Below are 22,035 nucleotides of genomic sequence, written 5' to 3' on the forward strand. Positions count from 1 at the left end.
CTGTAACAGTACGTAACATGTCCATACTTGACCGTAACTGAGCTTGCGGGATTGACTGCGATCCCGCCGTTCCGTTGCCGACGACGCGAGGCCCCGTTGAGTACCGAGCTTCTGGCCCCTCTTGATCTGGCTTTCTGGCACCTCGAATCCGATGCCCATCCGATGCACCTCGGTGCGCTCGCCGTCTTCGACCCGGTGCCCGGCGTGGCCGCGCAGGACCTGCTCGAACTCCTCGGAGCCCGCGCCGAAGCGATCCCCCGGCTCCGGATGCGGGTGCGCGACGTCCTGCTGCCCGTGGGAGGCGCCGCCTGGTTCACCGACAAGGACTTCGACGTGCACCGGCACGTCAGGCGGGTCGTGCTCCCGGCGGGCGACTTCATGGCGGGGGCGACCCGGCTCGCCGGCGAGCTCATGGAGCGGCCGCTCGGGCGGGGGCTCCCGCCCTGGCAGATGTACCTCCTCGACAGCCCGGGTGACGGCCCCTTCGCCGTCCTCGTGAAGCTGCACCACGCGCTCGCCGACGGCATGAGGGCCGTCGCCATCGGCGCCGGCATCTTCGACCAGATCGCCTCCGCCGGCGCGGGCCGCGGCGTGGTGCGCCGCCGGAGCCCCGTGCCGCCCCGCTCCTGGCTGCCCGGCCCCTACGAGGCGGCCGGCATCGCGATGGACCGGCTCGGGGACGTCCGGCGGGCGCTGGGGGTCGGCGCCTCGGTGGTCCGCGCCAGCCGCCTGGACCTGCGCGCCACCACCGCGCTGACCGCACGCTCCAGCGGTACGCGCCGACTGGCTACGGCCGAGCTCGACGCCGGGACGGTGCAGCGCATCCGGCGCACCGAGGGCGGCACGGCCAACGACGTCCTGCTCGCGGTCGTCGCCGGCGCGCTGCGGCGCTGGATGGTCGAACGGGGGGAGCCGCTCCCCGGTGCCGACCCGCGCGCCCTGGTGCCGGTCTCACGGCGCCGGCCCGGTGGAGCGGCCACCGGGAACAAGCTGTCCGCCTACCTGCTCGGGCTGCCCGTCGGCGAACCCGATCCCCGCGAACGGCTGCGCCTCGTCCGTACGGGCATGGTCCGCAACAAGGCGGCCGGACCGCTGCGCGGCGCGGGCGCCGTCGCCGTCCTGGCCGACCAGCTGCCCGCGCTGGCCCACCGGTTCGGCGCACCGCTCGCCGGGAACGCGGCCCGGATGCTCTTCGACATCCTGGTCACCAGCGTGCCCCTGCCCCGCTCGGCGCTCTCGCTCGGCGGATGCCCCCTGCGCGCCGTCTACCCCATGGCGCCACTGGCCCGTGGACAGTCCCTGGCCGTCGCCCTGTCCACCTACGGCGGGCGGGTACAGGTCGGACTGGTCGCCGACGGGAAGGCGCTGCCCGACCTCGACCGGCTGGCCTCCGCGGTCCAGGAGGAACTGCGCGAACTGCACACACTCGTGCCCACGGTGCCCGCCCCCGCGTGAGAACCGGTCCGCCGGACACGGTTGACGCATCCGATTGATCCGATGAATAGTCCTCTACGGACCATCAGGGATCACCGGCGGGGGCGGCCAGACATGCGGCGCATCAGACTCGGACGCAGCGCGGTCGAGATCACCGAACTCTCCTTCGGGGCGGCGGCCCTCGGCAATCTCTTCACCGAGATCGGCCCGGAACAGGCCGCGGCCACCGTCGACGCCGCATGGGACGAGGGCATCCGGTACTTCGACACCGCGCCGCACTACGGTCTCGGGCTCTCCGAGCGCCGCCTCGGCGAGGCGCTGCGCGACCGGCCCCGCGACGCGTACGCCGTGTCCACGAAGGCGGGACGCCTGCTCGACCCCCTGACCCCCGCCGAGACCGCTGGCCGCCAGGGTCTTTCCGACGGGTTCGCCGTACCGCACACCCACCGGCGCCGCTGGGACTTCAGCGCCGACGGCATCCGCCGCAGCATCGAGGACAGCCTCGGACGGCTCGGCCTCGACCGGATCGACGTCGTCTATCTGCACGACCCGGACGATCACGGGGAAGCGGCCTTCCGCGAGGGCTACCCGGCTCTGGAGGAACTGCGTGCCGAAGGCGTGGTCGGCGCCATCGGCGCGGGGATGAACCAGACCGCGATGCTCACGCGCTTCCTGCGGGAGACCGATGTCGACGCGGTCCTCTGCGCAGGCCGCTTCACCCTCCTGGACGACAGTGCTCTGGAGACGCTGCTGCCGGAGGCCGCCGCCCGCGGCCGCGGCGTGGTCATCGGAGGTGTCTTCAACTCCGGGCTGCTCGCCGACCCGCGCCCCGGAGCGACGTACGACTACGCGGCGGCCCCCCAGCCCCTCCTGGACCGGGCCCTGCTCATCCGGGACGTCGCAGCGGGGCACGGGGTCCCGCTGCGGGCCGCCGCCCTCCACCACCCGCTGCGTCACCCGGCCGTGGCGGGGGTCCTCGTCGGCGCCCGCTCCCCGGAGGAGGTGCGGGACGCGGCGGCGCAGCTGCGCACGCCGGTCCCGGACGCGCTCTGGGACGACCTCCGTGCCGAAGGGCTGCTGTGACGACACCCCTGACGATCGTCGACGCCCACCACCACGTGTGGGACCTCGCGGTGCGCGACCAGGACTGGATCACCGGCGAGGAACTCGCCCCGATCCGCCGCACCTTCACCCTCGCCGACCTGGAGCCCGAGGCGCGCGCCGCCGGGGTGGCCGCCACCGTCCTCGTCCAGACGGTCACCGTCGCCGAGGAGACCCTCGAATTCCTCGCGCTGGCCGACGGGAGCACCCTGGTCGCGGGCGTCGTCGGCTGGACCGATCTGACCGCTCCGGACGTCGCCGACACCCTCGCCGCGCTCCGCGCCCTGCCCGGCGGCGGCCGGCTCGTCGGTATCCGTCATCAGGTCCAGGGCGAACCCGACCCGGAGTGGCTGCTGCGTCCCGACGTCCTGCGCGGGCTGCGCGCCGTCGCCGCCGCGGGACTCGTCTACGACCTCATCGTGCGGCCCCACCAGCTGCCGGCCGCCGCCCGTGCCGCCGCGCTGCTGCCGGAGCTCAGCTTCGTACTCGACCACGCGGGCAAGCCGCCGGTGGCGCTGGGGACCACGCACCCCTGGGCCGACGGCCTGCGGGCGCTCGCCGCACTGCCCAACACCGTCTGCAAGCTGTCCGGCCTGGTCACCGAGGCCGATCCCCGGTCCTGGACCGTCGAGGACCTGCGTCCCTACGCGGACACCGTCATCGAGGCCTTCGGCCCCGACCGGCTGATGTTCGGCTCCGACTGGCCGGTCTGCCGGCTCGCCGCCCCGTACGCCGACGTCCTCGGCGCGGCCCGCGAGCTGACCGGCCGGCTGGGGGAGGCCGGACGGCAGGCCGTCCTCGCCGGCACCGCGCGACGGGTGTACGGCCTGCGGGATCCCGCCGTCTGACCACCGCGCCGCGCGTTCGCGCGGCCGCTGCGGCAGGCTGGAGGCATGCCCGAACTGCCGGAAGTCGAAGCCCTGCGGGACTTCCTCGGCGACCACCTGGTCGGCAAGGAGATCGCCCGTGTCCTGCCGCTCGCGATCAGCGTCATGAAGACGTACGACCCGCCGCCGACCGCTCTGGAAGGCGCCACCGTCACCTCGGTCGGCCGGCACGGCAAGTTCCTGGACATCACGGCCGGGGACCTCCATCTGCTCGTCCACCTCGCCCGGGCGGGCTGGCTGCAGTGGAAGGACAGCTTCCCCGCGACCCCGCCGCGCCCGGGCAAGGGGCCGCTCGCCCTGCGGACGGTCCTCACCGGCGGCGACGGCTTCGACCTGACCGAGATGGGCACCACCAAGCGGCTCGCCGTCCACCTGGTGCACGACCCCGCGGACGTGCCCGGGGTGGCGCGCCTCGGGCCCGACCCGCTCGCCGACTCGTTCGACCGGGACGCCCTCGCGACGGTGCTCGGCGCGGAACGCCGACAGGTCAAGGGCGCGCTGCGCGACCAGTCGCTGATCGCGGGCATCGGCAACGCCTACAGCGACGAGATCCTGCACGTCGCGAAGATGTCGCCGTTCAAGCTCACCACCAGCCTCGGCGACAACGACATCACCCATCTGTACAACGCCCTGCGCACCACGCTCCAGGACGCCGTCGAACGCTCCCGGGGCGTCGCGGCGGGGCGGCTCAAGGCCGAGAAGAAGAGCAGCATGCGCGTCCACGGCCGTGCCGGGCAGCCCTGCCCGGTCTGCGGCGACACCGTGCTGGAGGTGTCGTTCAGCGACTCGTCGCTGCAGTACTGCCCCACCTGCCAGACGGGCGGCAAGCCGCTCGCCGACCGGCGGCTCTCCCGCCTCCTCAAGTAGCCCCGGGTCACCGCCGCCACCGGGCGGACGGTGGGGCGCCCCCGGGCGGCAGCGCGTGCGCGTACACCGCCAGGTGGGCCACCACCGCGCCGAACTCGCGCACCTGGATCACACACGCGGCGCACTCCGTCAGGTGCTCCTCGAAACGACAGGCGTCGGCAGACCCGAGCACCCCGAGCGCGTAGGCCCCGGCGTCGCGGTGAAGTTCGATGGCGCGCATGGCCCCAGGTACGTGACGAACCCGCGAATCACTCACGCCGTCACCCGGGTGGAGCACTTAAACTCCGGCCTCATGCTGCGCGTACTCGCCGTCGACGACGAAGAACCCGCCCTGGAGGAACTCCTCTACCTCCTGCGCGCCGATCCCCGGATCCGCAGCGCCGAGGGCGCCACCGGTGCCACCGAGGCGCTGCGCCGCATCGGCGGCGCCGTGGACGCCGGACCGGAGGACCCGTCGGCGATCGACGTCGTGTTCCTGGACATCCACATGGCCGGGCTGACGGGACTGGACGTGGCGCAGCTCCTCGCCGGATTCGCGGCGCCCCCTCTCATCGTCTTCGTCACCGCCCACGAGGGCTTCGCCGTGCACGCCTTCGACCTCAAGGCCGTCGACTACGTCCTCAAGCCCGTCCGTCGTGAGCGCCTGGCCGAAGCGGTACGCCGGGTCGCCGAGCAGGTCGGTGAACGTTCCGCGCCCGTCCACGACGCGGCCGCCGACCAGGTCGCGGTGGAGCTGGGCGGGGTCATCCGCTTCGTGGCCGTCGACGACATCGCGTACGCCGAGGCCCAGGGCGACTACGCCAGGCTCCACACCGCCGCCGGCAGCCATCTCGTCCGCATCCCGCTCACCACCCTGGAGGAGCGCTGGCGCGAGCGGGGCTTCGTACGCATCCACCGCCGTCATCTCGTGGCGCTGAACCGGATCGACGAACTCCGGCTCGACGCCGGCAGCATGAGCGTCCGGATCGGGGACGCGGAGCTCGCGGTCAGCCGTCGTCACACCCGCGCCCTGCGTGATCTGCTGATGCGGCAGACCGGCCGCTGACCTGGCCCTACCGGGGGCAGCCCCTTCCCAGCCGGGCCCCGCGCCGCCTACACTCCGGGCCCATGTCCGCAGAGAGCACGCCCCGCCGGGAAGTGGTCATGGGCGAGCCCCGGCGGGTGCGTCCGCTGCCCCGTTACCGCGCCCAGTCGGAGATCGACGAGCAGACCGCCCTCGGTGGCGCCTACGTACGCTCCCTGATGCGCAGCCAGCTCCGCGCCGGGCTCACCGTCTTCGCCGCACTGGCCCTGGCCGCCGGGACCCTTCCCCTGGTCTTCGAGGCGCTGCACAGCAACGCCGTCGTCTGGGCGGTGCTCGGATTCACCACCTACCCGCCGCTCACCCTGGCCGCGTGGTGGTACGTGCGCCGGGCGGAGCGCAACGAGCGCGACTTCGTCCGGCTCGTGGAAGACCTTCCCGCACCGTGAGCGCACCCGACCACCCCGCGGCGGTGGCGGCGGTCGCCCTCGTCGTCCTGGCCACCGTCCTCGTGGGCGGTTTCGGGCTGCGGATCTCCCGGACCACCTCCGACTTCTACGTGGCGTCGCGGACCGTGCGCCCGAGGCTCAACGCCGCGGCGATCAGCGGCGAGTACCTGTCCGCGGCCTCCTTCCTCGGCATCGCGGGCCTGGTGCTGGTGCACGGCCCCGACATGCTCTGGTACCCGGTCGGCTACACCGCCGGCTATCTCGTGCTCCTGGTGTTCGTCGCCGCCCCGCTGCGCCGCTCGGGGGCGTACACCCTGCCCGACTTCGCCGAGGGACGGCTCGAATCCCGGCAGGTCCGCCGCCTGGTCAGCGTCTTCGTCGTCGGCGCGGGGTGGGTGTACCTGGTGCCCCAGCTCCAGGGGGCCGGCCTCACCCTGAAGATCCTCACGGGCGCCCCCGGCTGGCTCGGCGACGTACTCGTCGCCTCGGTCGTGGTGATCGCCGTCGCGGCGGGGGGCATGCGCTCGATCACCTTCGTGCAGGTGTTCCAGTACTGGCTGAAGCTCACCGCGCTGCTGGTGCCCGCGATCTTCCTGGTGCTGGCCTGGCAGGGCGACGGCCGGCCCCGCGTCAGCTTCGACGAACAGGTCTCGGTGTTCCGCGCCGACCACCCGCTCTACGCGACGTACGGACTGATCGTGGCGACCTTCCTCGGCACCATGGGCCTGCCCCATGTGGTGGTCCGCTTCTACACCAGCCCCAACGGCCGCGACGCCCGCCGCACCACCGTCGCCGTCCTCGCTCTGGTGGGCCTGTTCTACCTGCTGCCCCCGGTCTACGGGGCCCTCGGCCGGCTGTACGCGCCCGAACTCATGCACGGGGGCGACGCCGACGCAGCCGTCCTGCTGCTGCCGGCCCGGGTGATCGGAGGGCTCGGTGGCGACCTGCTCGGCGCGCTCCTCGCCGGCGGTGCCTTCGCCGCGTTCCTGTCCACCGCCTCGGGGCTCACCATGGCCGTCGCCGGAGTGATCACCCAGGACGTCCTGCCCTCCCGGGGCGTACGGCACTTCCGGCTGGCGACCGTCCTGGCCATCGCCGTGCCGCTGGCCGGCTCCCTCGTGGTCAGCCGGGTCCCGGTCGCCGACGCCGTCGGGATGGCCTTCGCGGTCTCCGCGTCGTCCTTCTGTCCGCTGCTCGTCCTCGGCATCTGGTGGCGGCGGCTCACCCCGCCGGGCGCGATCGCCGGCCTGCTGCTCGGTGGCGGCTCCGCGCTGCTCTCCGTGGCCATCACGGTCAGCGGGGCGGTGCGCCCGCCCGGCTGGCCGCACGCGCTGCTCGCCTGGCCCGCCGTCTGGTCCGTACCGGTCGGCTTCCTCGCGATGATCCTGGTCTCCCTCGCCACCCCGGGGCGGATACCGCCGGGCACCAACGCGGCCATGACCCGCTTCCACCTGCCCGAAGCGCTGACCTCGGGGCGCGGACGGTGACCGGGGCCGGGATCGCCGCCGTCGCCGTCCTCGCCCTGCTGTTGTTCGGCACGGGCCTCCTCCTCGGCCGCACCGCCCGTCCCGTACGCACGAGCGACGTCGGTACGCCCGTCGAGCACGCCACGTTCGCCACCCTGCACACGGCCTCCCTCGCGGCGCCCCCGCTGCGCGCGGGGCTCACCGAGGAGAGCGCGCGGCGCTCGGCGCGCGGGCTGCGCTCACTGCTCGGCACCGATGCCCTGTGCCTCACCGACCGCGACCGGGTGCTGGTGTGGGACGGCGAGGGCGACCACCACGGCACGGACGTGATGCACCAGGTACGGGGCGTCCTCGACAGCGGCAGGGACACCGCCTTCCACAGCGACTGCGGTGACCTCGACTGCCCGCTGCGCTGGGCCGTCGCCGTCCCCCTGACGGTCGACCACCGGGTGCTCGGCACCCTCGTCGCCTACGCGCCCAGGGAGTCGGCGGTGCTGGCCAGGGCGGCGGGGGAGGTCGCCCGATGGGTCTGCGTGCAGCTGGAGCTCGCCGAGCTCGACCGCTCCCGCACCCAGCTCATCGAGGCCGAGATCAAGGCGCTGCGGGCCCAGATCTCCCCGCACTTCATCTTCAACTCACTCGCCGCGATCGCGTCGTTCGTCAGGACCGACCCCGAGCGCGCGCGTGAACTGTTGCTCGAATTCGCCGACTTCACCCGCTACTCGTTCCGCCGGCACGGTGAGTTCACCACTCTTGCCGACGAACTCCACTCCATCGACCAGTACTTGGCGCTGGTGCGGGCCCGGTTCGGCGAACGTCTCTCCGTGACACTCCAGGTCGCCCCCGAGGTGCTGCCCGTCTCACTCCCGTTCCTCTGCCTCCAGCCCCTGGTCGAGAACGCCGTCAAGCACGGCTTGGAGGGCGCTGTCACCCGGCCCCGCGCCCCCGTCCCCGCCCGGCCGGCGGACGCCCCGATCCGCATCACGATCAGCGCGCTGGACGCCGGTGCCGAGGCGGAGGTCGTCATCGAGGACGACGGCGCGGGGATGGAGCCGGAGCGTCTCCGGCAGATCCTGCGGGGCGAGGGCGGAACCTCCACCGGCATCGGTCTGCTCAACGTGGACGAACGGCTCCGCCAGGTCTACGGCGACGACTACGGGCTCGTGATCGAGACGGGGGTCGGGGCAGGAATGAAGATCACCCTGCGGCTGCCCAAGTACCGTGCGGGCGTGCACGGTTCCTGACCCGCCCGCGTGAGAGCGGGTCAGTACAGATGGACGGCCAGATGGCCGAGCGGCAGCCCGAGCTGCCAGGCCGGCGTCCACACCTGCGCCTCGTTCTCCTCCTCCTTCTCCTCGTCGCCGACCGGCTCCCACGGTGGCGGGCCGATCGCGTCGAGGTCCGCGGCCAGCAGCTCGGTCTCCTCCAGCCACCGCCAGGCGGCCCGCGCCAGTGCGAGGTCGGGACCGGCGATCCCCGCCGGGGCGGTCGGCCGCTCCAGCGCCTCCAGCCGCGCGCAGACCCAGCGTCTCCAGGCGGCGCCGTACGCCGTGAGCAGCCGGAGCTCGTCCACCCGTGCGGCGGGGAGCTCGTCGGCCACCGCCCCGTCGGAGAGGAAGATCGTCAGGGCGAGCGCGTCGCGCCCCGCCCGGTACTCCAGGGTCGTCGGCTCCATCAGGTCGCCGGTCTCCAGCACCTCGTCGGCGATGTATTCGGAGTACATCCAGGCCATCGGGACCAGCAGCCCGTCCCCACCGGTTCCTTCGTGATGTTCGGGACGCATCCCGTCTCGCCTCTTTCGTCGACTCGGCACCGGGCTACACGCAGCATTGAACCGGGGGCACGCGCCCCGCGTGGGCAGAAGGGCAGGATCCGTCGGGAGATCGGAGGTGGGATGACGGCCGACCGCGGCGACGACCCGCATGTACACCTGCTGCTGGGCGCCTACGTGCTCGACGCCCTGGAGGCGGAGGAGAGCGGCCCGGTCGCACGGCATCTCCAGCGGTGCGGGGCCTGCGCCGCGGCCTACGTGGAGGTCGTCGAGGCGCTGTCCCTGCTCGCGCTGCTCAACGTGGACGACCTGCTGGAGTAGCCGGGAAGATTACGGCTCAGCAGCCGCAGCGCGTAGTACGAGCGGGACTTGACGGTACCCGCGGGTATGCCGAGGACCTGCGCGGTCTCACCCACGCTGAGTCCGCGGAAGTAGATCTGCACGAGCACCGCGCGGTGCTCGGGGCTGAGCGTCCGTACGGCCTCGCGCACGTCCAGGGCGTGGACCGCCGAGTCCGCCGTGTCGGCCTGGGCGGGGGCGCTCTCCAGAACGGCGTCGCTGACCTCCGCCGGCCGTGCCTGGCGGGACCTGCGGGCGTCGATGGCCAGCCGCCGGGCGACGGTGAAGAGCCACGGGCGCATCGAGTCGTACGGGGCGTCGAAGGCCTCGGGGTGCTGCCAGGCGCGTACCAGCGTCTCCTGCAACAGGTCCTCGGCACGCTGCCGGTCGCCGAACGTCAGTCCCAGCAGGAAGTGGAGGAGCGCGGGCCCGTGTTCCCGCTGCAGCTCCGCGAGGGTCCGCTCATCGGTTGTCGCAGTGCTCATCGTGAACGTCCTTTCCCGAAGAGGCCCCTGACGCCTCGCTCCCGCCTGGCGTATACGAACGCATCAGGGCGCGGGGGAACAGGCGGTGCACCGAGGCGTGCGCCGAGCGGTCGCACGGAGCGACGAGTGGTGCGGTGAACGGTCGGGGGACGGCGATACGGCCGATTCAGGTACTTGGCCGTCTTTGTCCTTGACTCGCCAGTATGAATATATGTGTATTCAGATGGCCGAAATCATGCGAACTGGGAGTCGTGCAGATGACGAAGCGCATCCGACAGGGCGCGGCGATCGCCGTCGCCGGTCTGCTCGCCACCGCAACAGCCTGTACCGGCCAACCGTCCGGGACTCCTGGTTTCGCGGGCCGGCACCTCCCCGCCGAGCGGGGTGCGCACGGTGCGGGATCCGGGGGAGCGGAGGGGGCGGGCACCTTCACGCTGCTGGCCTCAGGCGACATCCTGCCGCACTCCTCGATCATCGACCGTGCCGCCACCGACGCGGGCGGCAGGGGCTACGACTTCCGTCCGATGCTCAAGGGCGCCGCCCCCGCGGTCTCGGGCGCGGATCTGGCCATCTGCCACATGGAGACGGTGTACGGCCAGGAAGGCGGCCCCTACACCGGCTATCCGCTCTTCAAGTCACCGCCCGAGGTGGCCACCGCCCTGCGGGCCACCGGCTTCGACTCCTGCTCGACCGCCTCCAACCACACCCTGGACGACGGCGCCCAGGGCATCGGACGCACGCTCGACGCCCTGGACCGCGCGGGCATCGCACACGCCGGAACCGCACGCTCGGCCGAGGAGGCGTCACGACCCACGCTGCTCAGGGCGGGCAAGGGCGAGAACGCCGCGAAGGTCGCCCACCTCGCGTACACCTACGGCACCAACGACCTGCCGCTGCCGGCCGGACAGCCCTGGGCGGTCGACCTGATCGACAGGGGCCGGATCGTGGCGGACGCCCGGGCGGCCCGCAAGGCGGGCGCCGACGTGGTGGTCGTGTCCCTGCACTGGGGGACCGAGTGGCAGGACGCCCCAGACGACGTCCAGCTCGGACTCGGCCGCGAGCTCACCGCCTCCCGCACCGGAGGACGCCCCGACATCGACCTGATCCTCGGCACCCACGCGCACGTGCCGCAGGCGTACGAGAAGGTCAACGGCACGTGGATCGTGTACGGGACGGGTGATCAGGTCGCCGGTGCCATGGTCAACCACGAGGGGGTCCAGGACCCACGCGCCAACGAGAGCTCGATGGGCCGCTTCACCTTCGCGCCGCCCGCGGAACCCGGGGAGCGATGGGCCGTCAGGAAGGCCGAATTCATCCCCCAGTGGTTCGACCCGGCGGCGGGACGCGTCGTCCCCCTGGATGCGAGGAGCCCGGCGACCGCGGGGCAGGACGGCGGACGGCTCGAAAAGATCCGTGACCGGATCCACCGGGCCGTCCTGAGCCGCGGTGCGGGCCAGGACGGTCTTGTGGCCGGCAGGTGACGTCCGCCTCCCCTGGGGCGCCTCGCCTCCCGCCCGGACGGTACGCCCCCGTCACGGGGGAAACCGCCGGGCGGGGCGTTACGGAACGACCGTGACGGGCCAGCGCCCGGCCTTCACGAGCCGGATCGCCACCGAGCCGATGAACCGGTGCCCGGCGGACTCCGAGGCACCCACGATCACGGCGTCCGCCTTCAGCTCGTCGGCCGCCGTCACCAGTCCGTTGTACGGATCCCCCCGGAACGTGTGGAACTCCCAGCGCACGTTCCATATGTCCTTGAGCCGTTCCGTCGAGGCCCTGATCTCGTTCACCAGCCCCTCGGCGACCTCCCCGGTCGTGTCGCCGACCGGGGCGCCCAGTGAGACACCGGCCGTCATCACCGGCTGGACGTAGACGAGGGCGAGCATCGCGTTCTGCCGACGGGCGAGGCCCGCCGCGTACGCCGCTGCCCGCATCGAGGACTCGGATCCGTCGAGGCCCGCGACGATCACCTTGGGACCGTCCGTGCCGCGCTCGAACCGGTGGTGTTGCTGGTCTGTCACGGCCCCGAGGGTAGCCCCTCGCCCCTCGCGCGTTTCCGGCGCCTCCGGGCCTCCCGGCAGCACCCGCCGGATGCGTCCGTGACACTCCATCCATCGGGTGCAAAACGTCTCGTCCCCGGTGTCGACGGCAGGCGCGGGCGTGACTCCGTGCGAGCAGTTGGTCATGAAGCATGATCAGATTCCAGCGGAACGCCGTACCTTCCTGCGCCTCGCCCTCGCCCTGGGGGCCGCCACCGCGGTGCGCGTGCTCGCGGCGGATCCGGCCGGCACGCCCGTACGTCCCGGCGGCGAGCCCCCGGCCGTGGCCGCAGGACCTCCGGCGCGGACCCAGGCAGGCCCTGGCTCCTACCGGCTGAGACCCATGACCTCGGGGACTCCACCCCGCTTCCGCCCGGCCCCGCCGCCCGTCCGCACCCGGCCCTTCGAGGAGCTCCCCGAACTGGGCGCCGACGCGATGGTGCTCACGTTCGACGACGGCCCCGACCCCCGGTACACGCCGGACATCCTGGCCACGCTGCGCAGGTACGGTGTCCGCGCGATGTTCTTCGTCTGCGGCGAGATGGCGGCCGACAACCCCGACCTGCTCCGGGAGATGGCCGACGACGGGCACGTGGTCGGCAACCACTCCTGGTCGCACCCCCTGATCCCGAAGCTCTCCCGCGCCGCGATCCGCGACGAACTCGGCAGCACCAGCGAGGTGATCGAGAAGGCGCTGGGCGCCCCGCCGCTCTGGTACCGGGCGCCGTACGGTGCCTGGAACCGCAACTCCTTCGAGATCGGCGCCGCGATGGGCATGGAACCGATGGCCTGGACCGTCGACACCCTGGACTGGACGGAGCCGGGCACCGACGCCATCGTCCGCCGGGTCAGGAAGGGGGCCGCGCCCGGAGTCGTGGTGCTGTCGCACGACGCGGGCGGCAACCGGTCCCAGAGCGTCGCCGCCCTGCGCCGGTATCTGCCGGCGCTCCTCGAGAGGGGGTACCGCCCGACCGTTCCGCACCGCGGCTGACCGGGCCGGTGTCAGCCCGACTGGCGCGTCTCGACCAGCCGGGCGAAGACCACCACGTTCCCGTCGTAGCCGTCGGCCTTCGTGTAGCCCCCGCCGCAGGTGATGACCCTGAGCTCGGCGTATCCGGTGTCGCCGTACACCCGGGCGCCGGGGAAGTCGTGCTTGGAGAAGACCTCGACACCGTAGATCTCGAAGACCGCGACCCGGTTGTCGTAGCGGGACACCTCGATCCGGCCGCCCTTGTCGAGGGAACCCAGTCCGTAGAAGACCGCCGGGCCCGCGAGGTTGTCGACGTGACCGACCATCACCGCGGTGCCGCGCTGACCCGGCGCGATGCCGTTCTGGTACCAGCCGGCGAGGTTCGGGTCCTGGGGAGGCGGTGCCTCGATCCAGCCTGCCGGGTCCAGGTTCACATCGACGACGGGCGCGTCGACCTGGATCGAGGGAATCTGGATGCGCTCGGCCGGGGCGTACGCGAGCGGCTGCACGGGCTCACCCTCGACCGGTGCGGAGACCGTCGTGTCCCTGGCGCCGGCCACGGAGGCCGCGGCGGCGGGCTGCGGCGGTCCCGGGGACGTCTCCACACCGTTGCGCATGAGAGCGAGCCCGGTGAGCATCACCAGGGCGATCGCACCCCACGGCGTCCGTCTGCTCCGCTCGGCGCCCCACTGGTCCCGGCCCATGGTTCTCCCTTCGTCGCGACATCGTCACGCTAGGCGCGGGCGCGTGACGGGGCGATCAGGGAAGGGCGAACGGGTGGCGCCCGACCGGGCACCCGCAGCGGGATCTGCTTTTCGGAGTAATGAGCGGATAAAAGTTCTGACGGACCGTGACCTGCGACTCCGTCAGATTCCTTGTGCGGCACACGGCGTGTCGGCTCACCGGGGTGGAGCAGTGCCGAAGTGCGACATGTGCGGTATCTGGTGAGGGTTCGTCATGGGACGCGTACACGTCGACTGATCCCGGAGGACATGACTCCGGGGCGCTTCCCGCTGGAGGTTCGAAGATGCGTGCTTCACGCGCTCTCGCGGTGACCGCGACCGCATTCGCGGCGGTCGGGCTCGCTTCCCCACTGGCCGTCGCCGGAGGTGGCCCGGGCAGCAACCCGAGCAACTTCCCGACCAACGTCACCGTCAACCCGTCCCGGGTCTTCCAGGGCGCCACGATGCAGGTCAGCGCGGAGGGCTGCGGCCGCTCCGGCGGCAGGGTGTGGTCGAACGCCTTCCCGACGGTGAACCTCTCGCCGGGGCGGGTCGGCTACGCCACCGCACGTATCCGGGACAACGCGACGCCCGGTCAGTACAGCCTCTCCGTGCGGTGCAACACCAGCGACAACAACTTCGGCGGCGGTAACGGAGGTGACGGCGGCCAGGGCGGCAACGGAGGTGACCGCGGCCAGGGCAACGGTGGCCAGGGCGGTAACGGAGGCGACCGCGGTCAGGGCGGTGACGGCGGCGGCAACGGTGGCCAGGGCGGCAACGGTGGCCAGGGTGGCAACGGGGGCCAAGGCGGCAACGGCGGCCAGGGTGGCAACGGCAACAACGGTGACCCGGTCGCGACGGCCCGCTTCACCGTTCTCCCCTCGCGGGGCGCGCAGGGCGGCCTCGGCGGCTCGATGGGCCCCAGCTCCGTCGAGATGCAGGTCGGTGGCGGTCTCGTCGCGGCGGCAGCGGTCGGCGGTGCCGTCTTCGTCGTCCGTCGTCGCCGGATGAGCAATGCGGCGATCTGACGGCTCCAAGCTCCTGCCCGGCCCGATACGCCCGTCGCCCCGAGTCCTGGATCAGGACCCGGGGCGACTGACGTGTGTCCGTACGCGGTGCCGAACCGTCAGTGCTGACGGCCGGTGCGTCGCTTGCGCAGGACGTAGAAGGCGCCGGCCGAGGCGACCGCCACCAGTGCCGAGCCGGCCGCGATCTCAGCGGGGTCCATGGTGTCGACGCTGCCGCCGAGACCGCCCAGCACGCCGCTGGGGGAGGCGGTGGAGCTGGTGGTGGGGGCGGTGGTGGGGGTACTGGTGGCACCGCTCGTGATGGTCAGGTTCGCCGACCGGGTCGTGGTGCCGCAACGGAAGGTCACCTCGTAGACCGCGCCGCGCCTGGCGTCCGAGTCGACCGTGGCCGTGGCCGACCTCCCGCTGGGGATGGTGGTCGTGTCGAACACGCCCGAGAACGCGGTCGCGTCGGTGGTGCACCCCATGGCGCCGAGAGTGACCCGGCCTCCCGGCGCGACCGTCGAGGGAGTGATGGTCGGCGTGAACGAGGTGGACGTGCCGCCGGTCAGCACATCGGCCGATGCGGCCGATGCCGTCAGAAAGCAGGCGGCGGCGCCCAGCAGGGCGACGGGTGCGACACGTATCGCGCGCATGGTGAATCCTCCGGGTCCCGAGGAGCACCCGCGGAACGGATTTCCGCCAGACAGGAGAGATGCACCTCGATGCCGAAACGGTAGAAGCGCCGCATACCACCCGCTATCGGGGTCAGGCGAATGGGGCAGCCTTGTCCCCCGGCCGGCGGACCGGCCGGGGGCACGGCGGAGCGGGACGGGCGGCTATCCGCCCGTGGCGTGCGGGAACAGATCGACGAACGGAGCCGTGGTCGCCGAGATGCCCCGGCCGAACGGCGCGTCGAAGTCCCAGATCAGGAAGAGCAGGAACGCGATCAGGACGCTGAAGAGGCCCGCCAGCAGCAGTTCCCGGAAGGTTCTGCGGATCTGGAGCGTGAAGATCAGGCCCACCGTGACCACGGCCCCGGTGATCAGCCCGAACCAGACCACTCCCGGCATGGTCGCGCCCGCGTTCTGCCCCCGGGCTCCGCGCGCGTCGTCGACGGCGGCCACCTGGTCCACCAGCGGCTGGTACGCCTGGCCCTCGTGGTCGTTCTGCGGCTTGTACTCCGTGACGTCGGCGCGCACCCGGTCGAGCAGCCTGGTGCCCTCCTCGGTGAGACCCCCGTGATCCGTCATCCACCTCCATTCGTCACCGACGACATGGGCGACGTACGCGTCGACGTCGGAGCGGATGCGGTCGCGCACCTCGACCGGGTAGACGGCCGACCGGGCACTCACCTCGTGGAGGGCCTGGGCCTCCAGGCGCACCGACTCCTGGGCGGCGCTACGGCCCTCCCACACTCCGGCGATGGCCAGGCCGAGGACGATCGCGTACACCACGCCGATCATCATCGTCATGTACTCGATGACGTCGGGGGTCTCGGACGGATCGTCGTCGTCGGCGAGGCGGCGGTTGCTGAGAACGGCGGTGGTCAGGACGACGGCGCAGGCCGACGCCATGGCAATGGTCAGAACAAGCCATTCCGACATGGGTTCCCTTCTTCGGTCAGCTTCTTCGGTCAGCGGGAGGAGCGGGGGCGCAGCACGGCCACGGCGAAGACGGCGGGTGCGGTGATCACGAGGGTGAGCGAGACGAGCGACGGTCCGTTCCGGGGTGTCTTGCGGGGTGGTTTCCGGTAGGTGGGGAGTGCGACGGGCGCGGGGGGCGGTGGTGTCGGGCGCACGGTGGGCCGGGGCGGCGGCGGGCGTTCCGGTGCCGGTTCCGCTTTCGGGGGCGCCGGGGTGGGAGGGGGAGGTGGAGGAGGCGGCGGAGGCGGGGGAGGGGGCGGTGGTGGAGGCGGTGGCGGGGGCGGCGGTGGCGGCGGAGGGGGCGCGGGCTCGGGTTCGGGTTCGGGTTCGGCGATGACCGCGCCGCACCGCCCCTCTCCCGCCACCGCGATGGAGGAGCCGCCGTCCCCCTGCCCGATGGAGGCGACCGCGCAGTCGTCACCGGCCGCCGGCAGCGGGACGGCGAGCAGCAGGAGAAGGGTGGCGGCCGTCAGCCGCCATATGCGTGATCCGTACACGCCGGGGAGCATGTTCCTCCCAGCCGCCGGACACGCGGACAGGGGACACGATTCGCCTGATGGTGGGGACATTCGGTGATTCGCGTTTGCGCCCGGCAAAACTTTTTCGCGGCTCTTTGAACAACAGGCCACCGGCGGACCGTACCTAGGGCCACGAAAGGCGCGGACTCGCGTCCCGGACGGCAGAGCACATCGGGAGTCGACATGGATACCTGGCGGAACGCCTCGCTCGCGGTCACGGCGGTGGCCCTGTTGGCGCTGACGACGGCGTGCGGTCAGGAGAAGGGCAGCGCGTCCCCCAACGGCCAGGCCGTGGGCAACGCCGCCCCCGCACAACAGCCGGCGGACAGTGGCTACGGTTCCGACGGCGGGTACGGATCAGGCGCGGACACGGGCGCGGCACCGAAACGGGCCGGGCAACTCGCGGTGTGGGACAGCAAGAAACTGGGCGAGGTACTGACCGACAGCGAGGGATTCACCCTCTATCGATTCGACAAGGACACCGCCGAGCCGCCCGCGTCGAATTGCGAGGGCGACTGTGCGAAGGCGTGGCCCGCGGTGCCCGCGGAGAGTGCCACGGCTGCCGCCGGCACCGAGGCCTCGCTGATCGGTGAGGTGACGAGGGCCGACGGAACCAAGCAGCTGACCGTCGCCGGGTGGCCGATGTACCGCTATGCCAAGGACACCGCTCCGGGTGATGCCAACGGTCAGGGCGTCGGAGGCACCTGGTTCGCCGCCGCCCCCGACGGAAAGAAAGCGGCGGTGAACGCGGACGGGCCCTCCGGTGGCGCCGAGGCCGACCTTGCCGGACTTTCGGTCCGCAAGGACCCGGAACTCGGAGACGTCGTCGTCGACAAGCGCGGCATGACGGTTTACCGCTTCAAGAAGGACTCGGCGTGGCCGATGAAGTCAGCCTGCACCGGCGACTGCCTCGAGAAGTGGCCGGTCGTCCCTCCCGTGCAGAAGAATGACGTCGACGGAGTCACCACAAAGGGATTTGTCACCTTCAATCGCCCGGACGGCATCCAGCAGCAGTCACTGGACTGCTGGCCCGTCTACACCTTCTCCGGTGACAAGAAGCCGGGCGACACCAACGGCCAGGGCGTCGGCGGGACATGGTACGCGGTCTCGCCCGACGCCAAGCTGGTCGGCGCCCCGAAGTAAAGCCCGAACACGCCCTGTGGTACCGGTCCGTCGCCGCACGCGCACACGCAGCGACGGGCCGGTCGCACATGCCTGCGGTGTGTGACCAATAACGGATCTCTAATTTCCGTTTCCACTCGCTCTCTTGGCGGTCGATCAGTAGCCTCTGGTCAACACTGACCATGAACATGGCCGGACCGCCGTGGCGACTTGTTGGAGACATCGATGGAGCGTCCCGCCTGGGCACCGCAAGGCATAGACATCTCGGTGCCGAGCGTGTCTCGCATGTACGACTTCTACCTGGGCGGTTCGCACAATTTCGAGGTGGACAGGGAAGCGGCCCGCAAGGCCATGGAGTTCATGCCGGGCCTGCCCAAGGTCATGCAGGCGAATCGGGCCTTTATGCGACGGGCCGTGCAGTACGCCACGGAGGCGGGCGTCAATCAGTTCCTGGACATAGGTTCCGGCATACCGACCTTCGGCAATGTCCACGAGGTCGCCCAGGCGGCCGACCCCGAGGCCCGGATCGCCTACGTCGACCACGACTCGGTCGCGGTCGCACACAGCCAGGCGGTGCTCGAAGGCAACGAACGGGCCGTCATCGCCGCGGCGGACCTGCGCAAGCCCCGGGAGATCCTGGACAACCCGGAGGTCACCGGCCTCCTCGACCTGGACAGGCCGGTGGCGCTGCTGCTGGTGGCGGTGCTCCACTTCATCGAGGACACCGACGACCCGTACGCGGCGGTGGCCGAGCTGCGCGACGCGCTGGCTCCCGGCAGCCTGCTGGTCCTGACCCACGCCTCGTACGAGGGGATCCCGCTCAGCGAGGAGGAGGCGGGTGGGACGGTCGGTGTCTACCGCACCATCCGCAACCCGCTGATCATGCGCTCGCGTGTCGAGATCAGCCGTTTCTTCGAGGGGTACGAGATGGTCGAGCCCGGGCTCGTCGCCATGCCCGAGTGGCGTCCGGAGTCTCCCGAGACCCTCGCGCAGGAAGACCCGTTCGCCTTCTCGGGCTTCGCCGGGGTTGGGCGCAAGGCGTGAGCATTCCCGCCCAGTCGTCCGGTGCCCCGGACGCGGAACCCGACGGTCCCGAGGGCCGTCTCAGGAGATTCGCCACCATCTGGAGCCGGGCGATCTTCCCCTCCACGGCCACCTCCCTGACCCGCCCGGAGTTCGAGGAGCATCTGCTGCCGCTCGCCCGGGAGCTCAACGGCATCCTGCACACACGGGTCTTCGACGCGACACCGGCGCACCGCGTCGGAGCCGCGCTCGTCGCCGCGCACTGCACGGATCCCGACGCCCTGAGCTCGACCCTCGGCGTCGTCGACTCCTATCTGGTCCTCTACTGCGGCGGCAACGGGCCGGTCGACCTGTCGACGGAGGACAGCCGGGCCCGGTGCGCACGGATCCAGCACGCGCTGGCCGGCGGTTTCACCCAGGCGCTGCGGGAGCGCACGCTCGCCGAGCAGGAGGCGATCGCCCGCTCGGCGCTCACCGCCCGCTCGCACGCCGAGCAGGCGCTGCACGCCACCGAGGCGCGCTTCCGGGCCGTGTTCAAGGACGCCGCCATCGGGATCGGCATCGCCGACCTCGAAGGGAACATCCTGGAGATCAACGACACCCTGACCCGGATGTTCGGAGGCCTGGAGAACCACGTCCGCAGCCACAAGGTGAACGAGTGGGTGCACCCCGAGGACTCGCCTCACGTCTGGAGGTACTACGACGAGCTCGTGCGGGGCGAACGCGAGCACTACAGCGTCGAGAAGCCGTACTACCGCAACGACGGCACCGTGCTGTGGACCAACCTCACCGTCTCGCTCCTGCGGGATTCGGAGGGGCGGCCCGAGTACCAGCTGGCGCTCATGGAGGACACCACGGAGAAGCGGCTGCTCAACCTGCGGCTGCGCTACGAGGCCACCCACGACGCGCTCACCGGACTCCCCAACCGGACGCTGTTCTTCGAGCGTCTCGAGAAGGCCCTCACGCCCAGGGACGGCATGCGCTTCGGGCTCTGCTACCTCGACCTCGACGGCTTCAAGGCGATCAACGACAGCCTGGGACACGCGGCGGGGGACCGGCTCCTGGTCGAGGTCGCCGACCGGCTGCAGAGCTGCGCGACGGCCCCGGGCGAGATGGTCGCGCGGCTCGGCGGCGACGAGTTCGTGGCCCTCACGACCGGACCGCGCACCCAGGACGAGGTGCACGAGCTGGCCGGGCGCATCCTCTCGGCGCTCGCCACACCGATCCGCCTCGACGGCCGGGAGCTGACCGTACGCGGATCCATCGGCGTCGTCGAAGGCCCTTCGGGTGAACGCACCGCCGCCGAGGTGCTGCGCAGCGCGGACATCACGATGTACCGGGCCAAGGCGGCGGGCGGGAACCGGTTCGCCCTCTCCGACGCCGAGGCCGACGCCCGCGCCATCACCCGGCACGGACTGACCACCGCGCTCCCGGCGGCGCTGGACCGGGGCGAGTTCTTCATCGAGTACCAGCCGCTCGTGCACCTCGGCGACGGAAGCGTGCACGGCGCCGAGGCCCTGGTGCGCTGGTGCCATCCGCAGCACGGCGTGCTCGGCCCGGACCGGTTCATCCCGCTCGCCGAGCACACCGGACTGATCGTGCCGCTCGGCCGCTGGGTGCTGGAGGAGTCCGTGCGGCAGGCGAACTTCTGGCAGGAACGTCACACCGACGGCGGGCCCCTGCGGATCAACGTCAACCTCTCACCGACCCAGCTGCACCACCCGAATCTGGTCGCCGAGACCGTCGACGTGCTGGAACGGTCCGGCCTCGAGCCGGGGGCCCTCTGCCTGGAGGTCACGGAGTCCGCGCTGATCGGTGCCGACGACGATCTGCTCAAGCCGCTCCGTCAGCTTGCGGAGATGGGTGTCGACATCGCGCTGGACGACTTCGGCACGGGCTACTCGAACCTGGCGAACCTGCGCCGCTTGCCGGTGAGCGTACTCAAGCTGGACCGCTCCTTCACACAGGGCATGCAGCACCACCCGGCCGACCCGGTCGATCTGAAGATCGTCGAGGGCATCGTGTCGCTCGCCCACAGCCTGGACCTCGCGGTCACGGTGGAGGGGGTGGAGACCGGCGCCCAGGCCGAACAGCTGCGGCAGCTCGGCTGCGACACGGCCCAGGGCTGGTACTACGCACGGCCGGGTGCCCCGGACCGGATCCACTCGCTGCTGCTGGCCGACGCGGTCTGACGGCCCGGCCGCAGTCCTCAGCCGCCGGCAGGTCCTGGCCCGCCGGCGGCCGGGGGCGCGGCGGGCGGGCCCGCTCCCAGGAGCATCCGCTGCAGCTCGCGCGCCGCACGCGGAGGTTCGACGTCGCTGCGGTGCGCGAGCCCGATGGTCCGCCGCAGCCCCGGCGACGCCAGTGGCGTCGTCCGGAGATCCTGGCCCGCCCGCACGGCGACCATGCGGGGGACGACGGCGATCCCGAGCCCCGCACGCACGAAGCCCAGGACGGCGTCCATCTCGCCGCCCTCCACCGTGAACGAGGGTTCGAAGCCCTCCGCGCGGCACGCGGCGACCGTCAGCTCCCGCAGGTCGTATCCGTGCCGGAACATCACCAGAGGTTCGTTCTCGAGGTCGGCGACGTGCACCCGGCCTTTTCGCCCCGGGGCGGGCCGGGATGCCGATGACACCACCACGAGGTCCTCGTGCAGCAGCTCCATGGTGGTGAGCGCCGGGGAGCCGGCGGGCAGCGGCAGCACGAGCAGCGCCAGGTCCAGGGCCCCCCGGGCGAGCTGCCGTACGAGGTCGTGGGAGCCACCCTCCTCGATCAGGAGCTGGATGCCCGGGTGGGCGTCGTGGAAGGCGCGCAGCACGTCGGGCAGCAGCCCCGTGCAGACGCTCGGGGTGGCGCCCAGCCGGATCCGCCCCCGGCGCAGCTGCACCAGTTCCTGCACCTCGTGGCGCGCGGTGTCCGCGTCCGCCAGGATCCTGCGGGCCAGCGGCAGCAGCGCCTCGCCCGCGTCGGTCAGTGCGATGTTGCCGCGCGCCCGGCTGAACAGCTCGGCGCCCAGCTCGTTCTCCAGGGCCTTGATCTGCTGGGACAGCGAGGGCTGCGACACATGCACCTCCTCGGCGGCCCGGGTGAAGTGCCTGGCCTCGGCCACGGCCACGAAGTAGGCGAGCTGCTGGAAGTGCATAGGAGCGACGATAGCGCTCTGCATAG

Annotated in this window: 24 protein-coding genes; 15 read left to right on the forward strand and 9 right to left on the reverse strand. The window is 71.9% G+C overall.

Annotation, left to right across the window (positions count from 1 at the left end):
- Positions 1-96: 96 nt before the first annotated feature.
- The 4 genes from OG488_RS34830 (at position 97) to OG488_RS34845 (ending at position 4,289) form a co-directional block, all read left to right on the forward strand.
- The gene (locus tag OG488_RS34830) at positions 97-1,455 is read left to right on the forward strand and encodes a wax ester/triacylglycerol synthase family O-acyltransferase (RefSeq protein WP_329236551.1); all 1,359 of its coding nucleotides are present in this window, start codon (positions 97-99) and stop codon (positions 1,453-1,455) included.
- Positions 1,456-1,548: 93 nt separating this feature from the next.
- Positions 1,549-2,517: an aldo/keto reductase gene (locus tag OG488_RS34835; RefSeq protein ID WP_329236553.1), complete on the forward strand. Its 969-nt coding sequence runs from the start codon at positions 1,549-1,551 to the stop codon at positions 2,515-2,517.
- Positions 2,514-3,383: an amidohydrolase family protein gene (locus tag OG488_RS34840; protein ID WP_329236555.1), complete on the forward strand. Its 870-nt coding sequence runs from the start codon at positions 2,514-2,516 to the stop codon at positions 3,381-3,383. Before OG488_RS34835 ends, OG488_RS34840 begins: the two co-directional genes overlap by 4 nt.
- Before the next feature lie 45 nt (positions 3,384-3,428).
- Positions 3,429-4,289, forward strand: coding sequence for an Fpg/Nei family DNA glycosylase (locus OG488_RS34845; protein WP_329236556.1), 861 nt, complete (start codon positions 3,429-3,431; stop codon positions 4,287-4,289).
- A gap of 7 nt (positions 4,290-4,296) precedes the next feature.
- Here the strand turns inward: OG488_RS34845 and OG488_RS39345 are convergent, their stop codons facing one another.
- Positions 4,297-4,509 (reverse strand): zf-HC2 domain-containing protein, encoded by a 213-nt coding sequence (locus OG488_RS39345; RefSeq protein WP_403909068.1) that lies wholly within the window; start codon positions 4,507-4,509, stop codon positions 4,297-4,299.
- 72 nt (positions 4,510-4,581) lie between these two features.
- Here OG488_RS39345 and OG488_RS34855 point away from each other — a divergent pair, with 72 nt between their 5' ends.
- The 4 genes from OG488_RS34855 to OG488_RS34870 all read left to right on the forward strand — a co-directional run bounded on the left by OG488_RS34855 (position 4,582) and on the right by OG488_RS34870 (position 8,469).
- Entirely contained in the window at positions 4,582-5,334 is a 753-nt protein-coding gene (locus OG488_RS34855; protein WP_329236558.1) for a LytR/AlgR family response regulator transcription factor, read from the forward strand.
- A 62-nt stretch (positions 5,335-5,396) separates the two neighbouring features.
- Positions 5,397-5,759, forward strand: a complete 363-nt coding sequence (locus OG488_RS34860; protein ID WP_329236561.1) for a hypothetical protein — start codon at positions 5,397-5,399, stop codon at positions 5,757-5,759.
- The gene (locus OG488_RS34865) at positions 5,756-7,246 is read left to right on the forward strand and encodes a sodium/solute symporter (RefSeq protein WP_329236563.1); all 1,491 of its coding nucleotides are present in this window, start codon (positions 5,756-5,758) and stop codon (positions 7,244-7,246) included. Before OG488_RS34860 ends, OG488_RS34865 begins: the two co-directional genes overlap by 4 nt.
- Complete coding sequence (locus OG488_RS34870) at positions 7,243-8,469, forward strand: sensor histidine kinase (RefSeq protein ID WP_329236565.1); 1,227 nt, start codon at positions 7,243-7,245, stop codon at positions 8,467-8,469. Before OG488_RS34865 ends, OG488_RS34870 begins: the two co-directional genes overlap by 4 nt.
- Before the next feature lie 20 nt (positions 8,470-8,489).
- On the opposite strand, the gene OG488_RS34875 is transcribed toward OG488_RS34870, so the two are convergent.
- Positions 8,490-9,008: a hypothetical protein gene (locus OG488_RS34875; RefSeq protein WP_329236567.1), complete on the reverse strand. Its 519-nt coding sequence runs from the start codon at positions 9,006-9,008 to the stop codon at positions 8,490-8,492.
- A 111-nt stretch (positions 9,009-9,119) separates the two neighbouring features.
- On the opposite strand from OG488_RS34875, the gene OG488_RS34880 reads away from it, so the two are divergent.
- A complete protein-coding gene (locus OG488_RS34880) occupies positions 9,120-9,317 on the forward strand; it encodes a zf-HC2 domain-containing protein (protein WP_329236569.1) in 198 nt (65 codons plus the stop codon).
- Here OG488_RS34880 and OG488_RS34885 read toward each other — a convergent pair.
- Positions 9,251-9,820 carry a sigma-70 family RNA polymerase sigma factor gene (locus OG488_RS34885; protein WP_329236570.1) on the reverse strand — a complete coding sequence of 190 codons (570 nt, stop codon included), beginning with the start codon at positions 9,818-9,820 and terminating at the stop codon, positions 9,251-9,253. The genes OG488_RS34880 and OG488_RS34885 overlap by 67 nt on opposite strands.
- A gap of 257 nt (positions 9,821-10,077) precedes the next feature.
- Between OG488_RS34885 and OG488_RS34890 the strand changes: the two genes are divergently transcribed.
- A complete protein-coding gene (locus OG488_RS34890) occupies positions 10,078-11,301 on the forward strand; it encodes a CapA family protein (protein WP_329236572.1) in 1,224 nt (407 codons plus the stop codon).
- A gap of 78 nt (positions 11,302-11,379) precedes the next feature.
- On the opposite strand, the gene OG488_RS34895 is transcribed toward OG488_RS34890, so the two are convergent.
- A complete protein-coding gene (locus tag OG488_RS34895) occupies positions 11,380-11,841 on the reverse strand; it encodes a universal stress protein (RefSeq protein WP_329236574.1) in 462 nt (153 codons plus the stop codon).
- Positions 11,842-12,004: 163 nt separating this feature from the next.
- On the opposite strand from OG488_RS34895, the gene OG488_RS34900 reads away from it, so the two are divergent.
- On the forward strand, positions 12,005-12,850 hold the full coding sequence (locus OG488_RS34900; protein ID WP_329236575.1) for a polysaccharide deacetylase family protein: 846 nt from the start codon (positions 12,005-12,007) through the stop codon (positions 12,848-12,850).
- A gap of 11 nt (positions 12,851-12,861) precedes the next feature.
- On the opposite strand, the gene OG488_RS34905 is transcribed toward OG488_RS34900, so the two are convergent.
- Positions 12,862-13,533, reverse strand: a complete 672-nt coding sequence (locus OG488_RS34905) for a class F sortase (protein ID WP_329236577.1) — start codon at positions 13,531-13,533, stop codon at positions 12,862-12,864.
- A 323-nt stretch (positions 13,534-13,856) separates the two neighbouring features.
- Here OG488_RS34905 and OG488_RS39350 point away from each other — a divergent pair, with 323 nt between their 5' ends.
- Positions 13,857-14,579: a hypothetical protein gene (locus tag OG488_RS39350; RefSeq protein WP_443074257.1), complete on the forward strand. Its 723-nt coding sequence runs from the start codon at positions 13,857-13,859 to the stop codon at positions 14,577-14,579.
- A 98-nt stretch (positions 14,580-14,677) separates the two neighbouring features.
- Here OG488_RS39350 and OG488_RS34915 read toward each other — a convergent pair whose 3' ends face one another.
- The 3 genes from OG488_RS34915 to OG488_RS34925 all read right to left on the reverse strand — a co-directional run bounded on the left by OG488_RS34915 (position 14,678) and on the right by OG488_RS34925 (position 16,701).
- A complete protein-coding gene (locus OG488_RS34915; RefSeq protein WP_329236579.1) occupies positions 14,678-15,214 on the reverse strand; it encodes a hypothetical protein in 537 nt (178 codons plus the stop codon).
- A 183-nt stretch (positions 15,215-15,397) separates the two neighbouring features.
- The gene (locus OG488_RS34920; RefSeq protein WP_329236581.1) at positions 15,398-16,165 is read right to left on the reverse strand and encodes a bestrophin-like domain; all 768 of its coding nucleotides are present in this window, start codon (positions 16,163-16,165) and stop codon (positions 15,398-15,400) included.
- A 29-nt stretch (positions 16,166-16,194) separates the two neighbouring features.
- Complete coding sequence (locus OG488_RS34925) at positions 16,195-16,701, reverse strand: hypothetical protein (RefSeq protein ID WP_329239344.1); 507 nt, start codon at positions 16,699-16,701, stop codon at positions 16,195-16,197.
- Between the two features lie 204 nt (positions 16,702-16,905).
- Here OG488_RS34925 and OG488_RS34930 point away from each other — a divergent pair, with 204 nt between their 5' ends.
- From OG488_RS34930 to OG488_RS34940, 3 genes are all read left to right on the forward strand, one after another.
- The gene (locus tag OG488_RS34930) at positions 16,906-17,865 is read left to right on the forward strand and encodes an SCO0930 family lipoprotein (protein WP_329236582.1); all 960 of its coding nucleotides are present in this window, start codon (positions 16,906-16,908) and stop codon (positions 17,863-17,865) included.
- Positions 17,866-18,069: 204 nt separating this feature from the next.
- Entirely contained in the window at positions 18,070-18,888 is an 819-nt protein-coding gene (locus OG488_RS34935; RefSeq protein ID WP_329236584.1) for an SAM-dependent methyltransferase, read from the forward strand.
- Entirely contained in the window at positions 18,885-21,059 is a 2,175-nt protein-coding gene (locus OG488_RS34940) for a putative bifunctional diguanylate cyclase/phosphodiesterase (protein WP_329236586.1), read from the forward strand. Before OG488_RS34935 ends, OG488_RS34940 begins: the two co-directional genes overlap by 4 nt.
- 17 nt (positions 21,060-21,076) lie before the next feature.
- On the opposite strand, the gene OG488_RS34945 is transcribed toward OG488_RS34940, so the two are convergent.
- Positions 21,077-22,009: a LysR family transcriptional regulator gene (locus OG488_RS34945; protein ID WP_329236588.1), complete on the reverse strand. Its 933-nt coding sequence runs from the start codon at positions 22,007-22,009 to the stop codon at positions 21,077-21,079.
- Positions 22,010-22,035: the final 26 nt, after the last annotated feature.

This window comes from Streptomyces sp. NBC_01460 (genome assembly GCF_036227405.1).
Taxonomy (GTDB): domain Bacteria; phylum Actinomycetota; class Actinomycetes; order Streptomycetales; family Streptomycetaceae; genus Streptomyces.

Coding starts and splice junctions, on each gene's coding strand:
- OG488_RS34855 (WP_329236558.1), top strand. CDS start 4,582: ATGCTGCGCGTACTCGCCGTCGACGACGAAGAACCCGCCCTGGAGGAA.
- OG488_RS34835 (WP_329236553.1), top strand. CDS start 1,549: ATGCGGCGCATCAGACTCGGACGCAGCGCGGTCGAGATCACCGAACTC.
- OG488_RS34860 (WP_329236561.1), top strand. CDS start 5,397: ATGTCCGCAGAGAGCACGCCCCGCCGGGAAGTGGTCATGGGCGAGCCC.
- OG488_RS34880 (WP_329236569.1), top strand. CDS start 9,120: ATGACGGCCGACCGCGGCGACGACCCGCATGTACACCTGCTGCTGGGC.
- OG488_RS39350 (WP_443074257.1), top strand. CDS start 13,857: ATGCGTGCTTCACGCGCTCTCGCGGTGACCGCGACCGCATTCGCGGCG.
- OG488_RS34930 (WP_329236582.1), top strand. CDS start 16,906: ATGGATACCTGGCGGAACGCCTCGCTCGCGGTCACGGCGGTGGCCCTG.
- OG488_RS39345 (WP_403909068.1), bottom strand. CDS start 4,509: ATGCGCGCCATCGAACTTCACCGCGACGCCGGGGCCTACGCGCTCGGG.
- OG488_RS34885 (WP_329236570.1), bottom strand. CDS start 9,820: ATGAGCACTGCGACAACCGATGAGCGGACCCTCGCGGAGCTGCAGCGG.
- OG488_RS34875 (WP_329236567.1), bottom strand. CDS start 9,008: ATGCGTCCCGAACATCACGAAGGAACCGGTGGGGACGGGCTGCTGGTC.
- OG488_RS34900 (WP_329236575.1), top strand. CDS start 12,005: ATGAAGCATGATCAGATTCCAGCGGAACGCCGTACCTTCCTGCGCCTC.
- OG488_RS34905 (WP_329236577.1), bottom strand. CDS start 13,533: ATGGGCCGGGACCAGTGGGGCGCCGAGCGGAGCAGACGGACGCCGTGG.
- OG488_RS34945 (WP_329236588.1), bottom strand. CDS start 22,009: ATGCACTTCCAGCAGCTCGCCTACTTCGTGGCCGTGGCCGAGGCCAGG.
- OG488_RS34845 (WP_329236556.1), top strand. CDS start 3,429: ATGCCCGAACTGCCGGAAGTCGAAGCCCTGCGGGACTTCCTCGGCGAC.
- OG488_RS34920 (WP_329236581.1), bottom strand. CDS start 16,165: ATGTCGGAATGGCTTGTTCTGACCATTGCCATGGCGTCGGCCTGCGCC.
- OG488_RS34935 (WP_329236584.1), top strand. CDS start 18,070: ATGGAGCGTCCCGCCTGGGCACCGCAAGGCATAGACATCTCGGTGCCG.
- OG488_RS34915 (WP_329236579.1), bottom strand. CDS start 15,214: ATGCGCGCGATACGTGTCGCACCCGTCGCCCTGCTGGGCGCCGCCGCC.
- OG488_RS34890 (WP_329236572.1), top strand. CDS start 10,078: ATGACGAAGCGCATCCGACAGGGCGCGGCGATCGCCGTCGCCGGTCTG.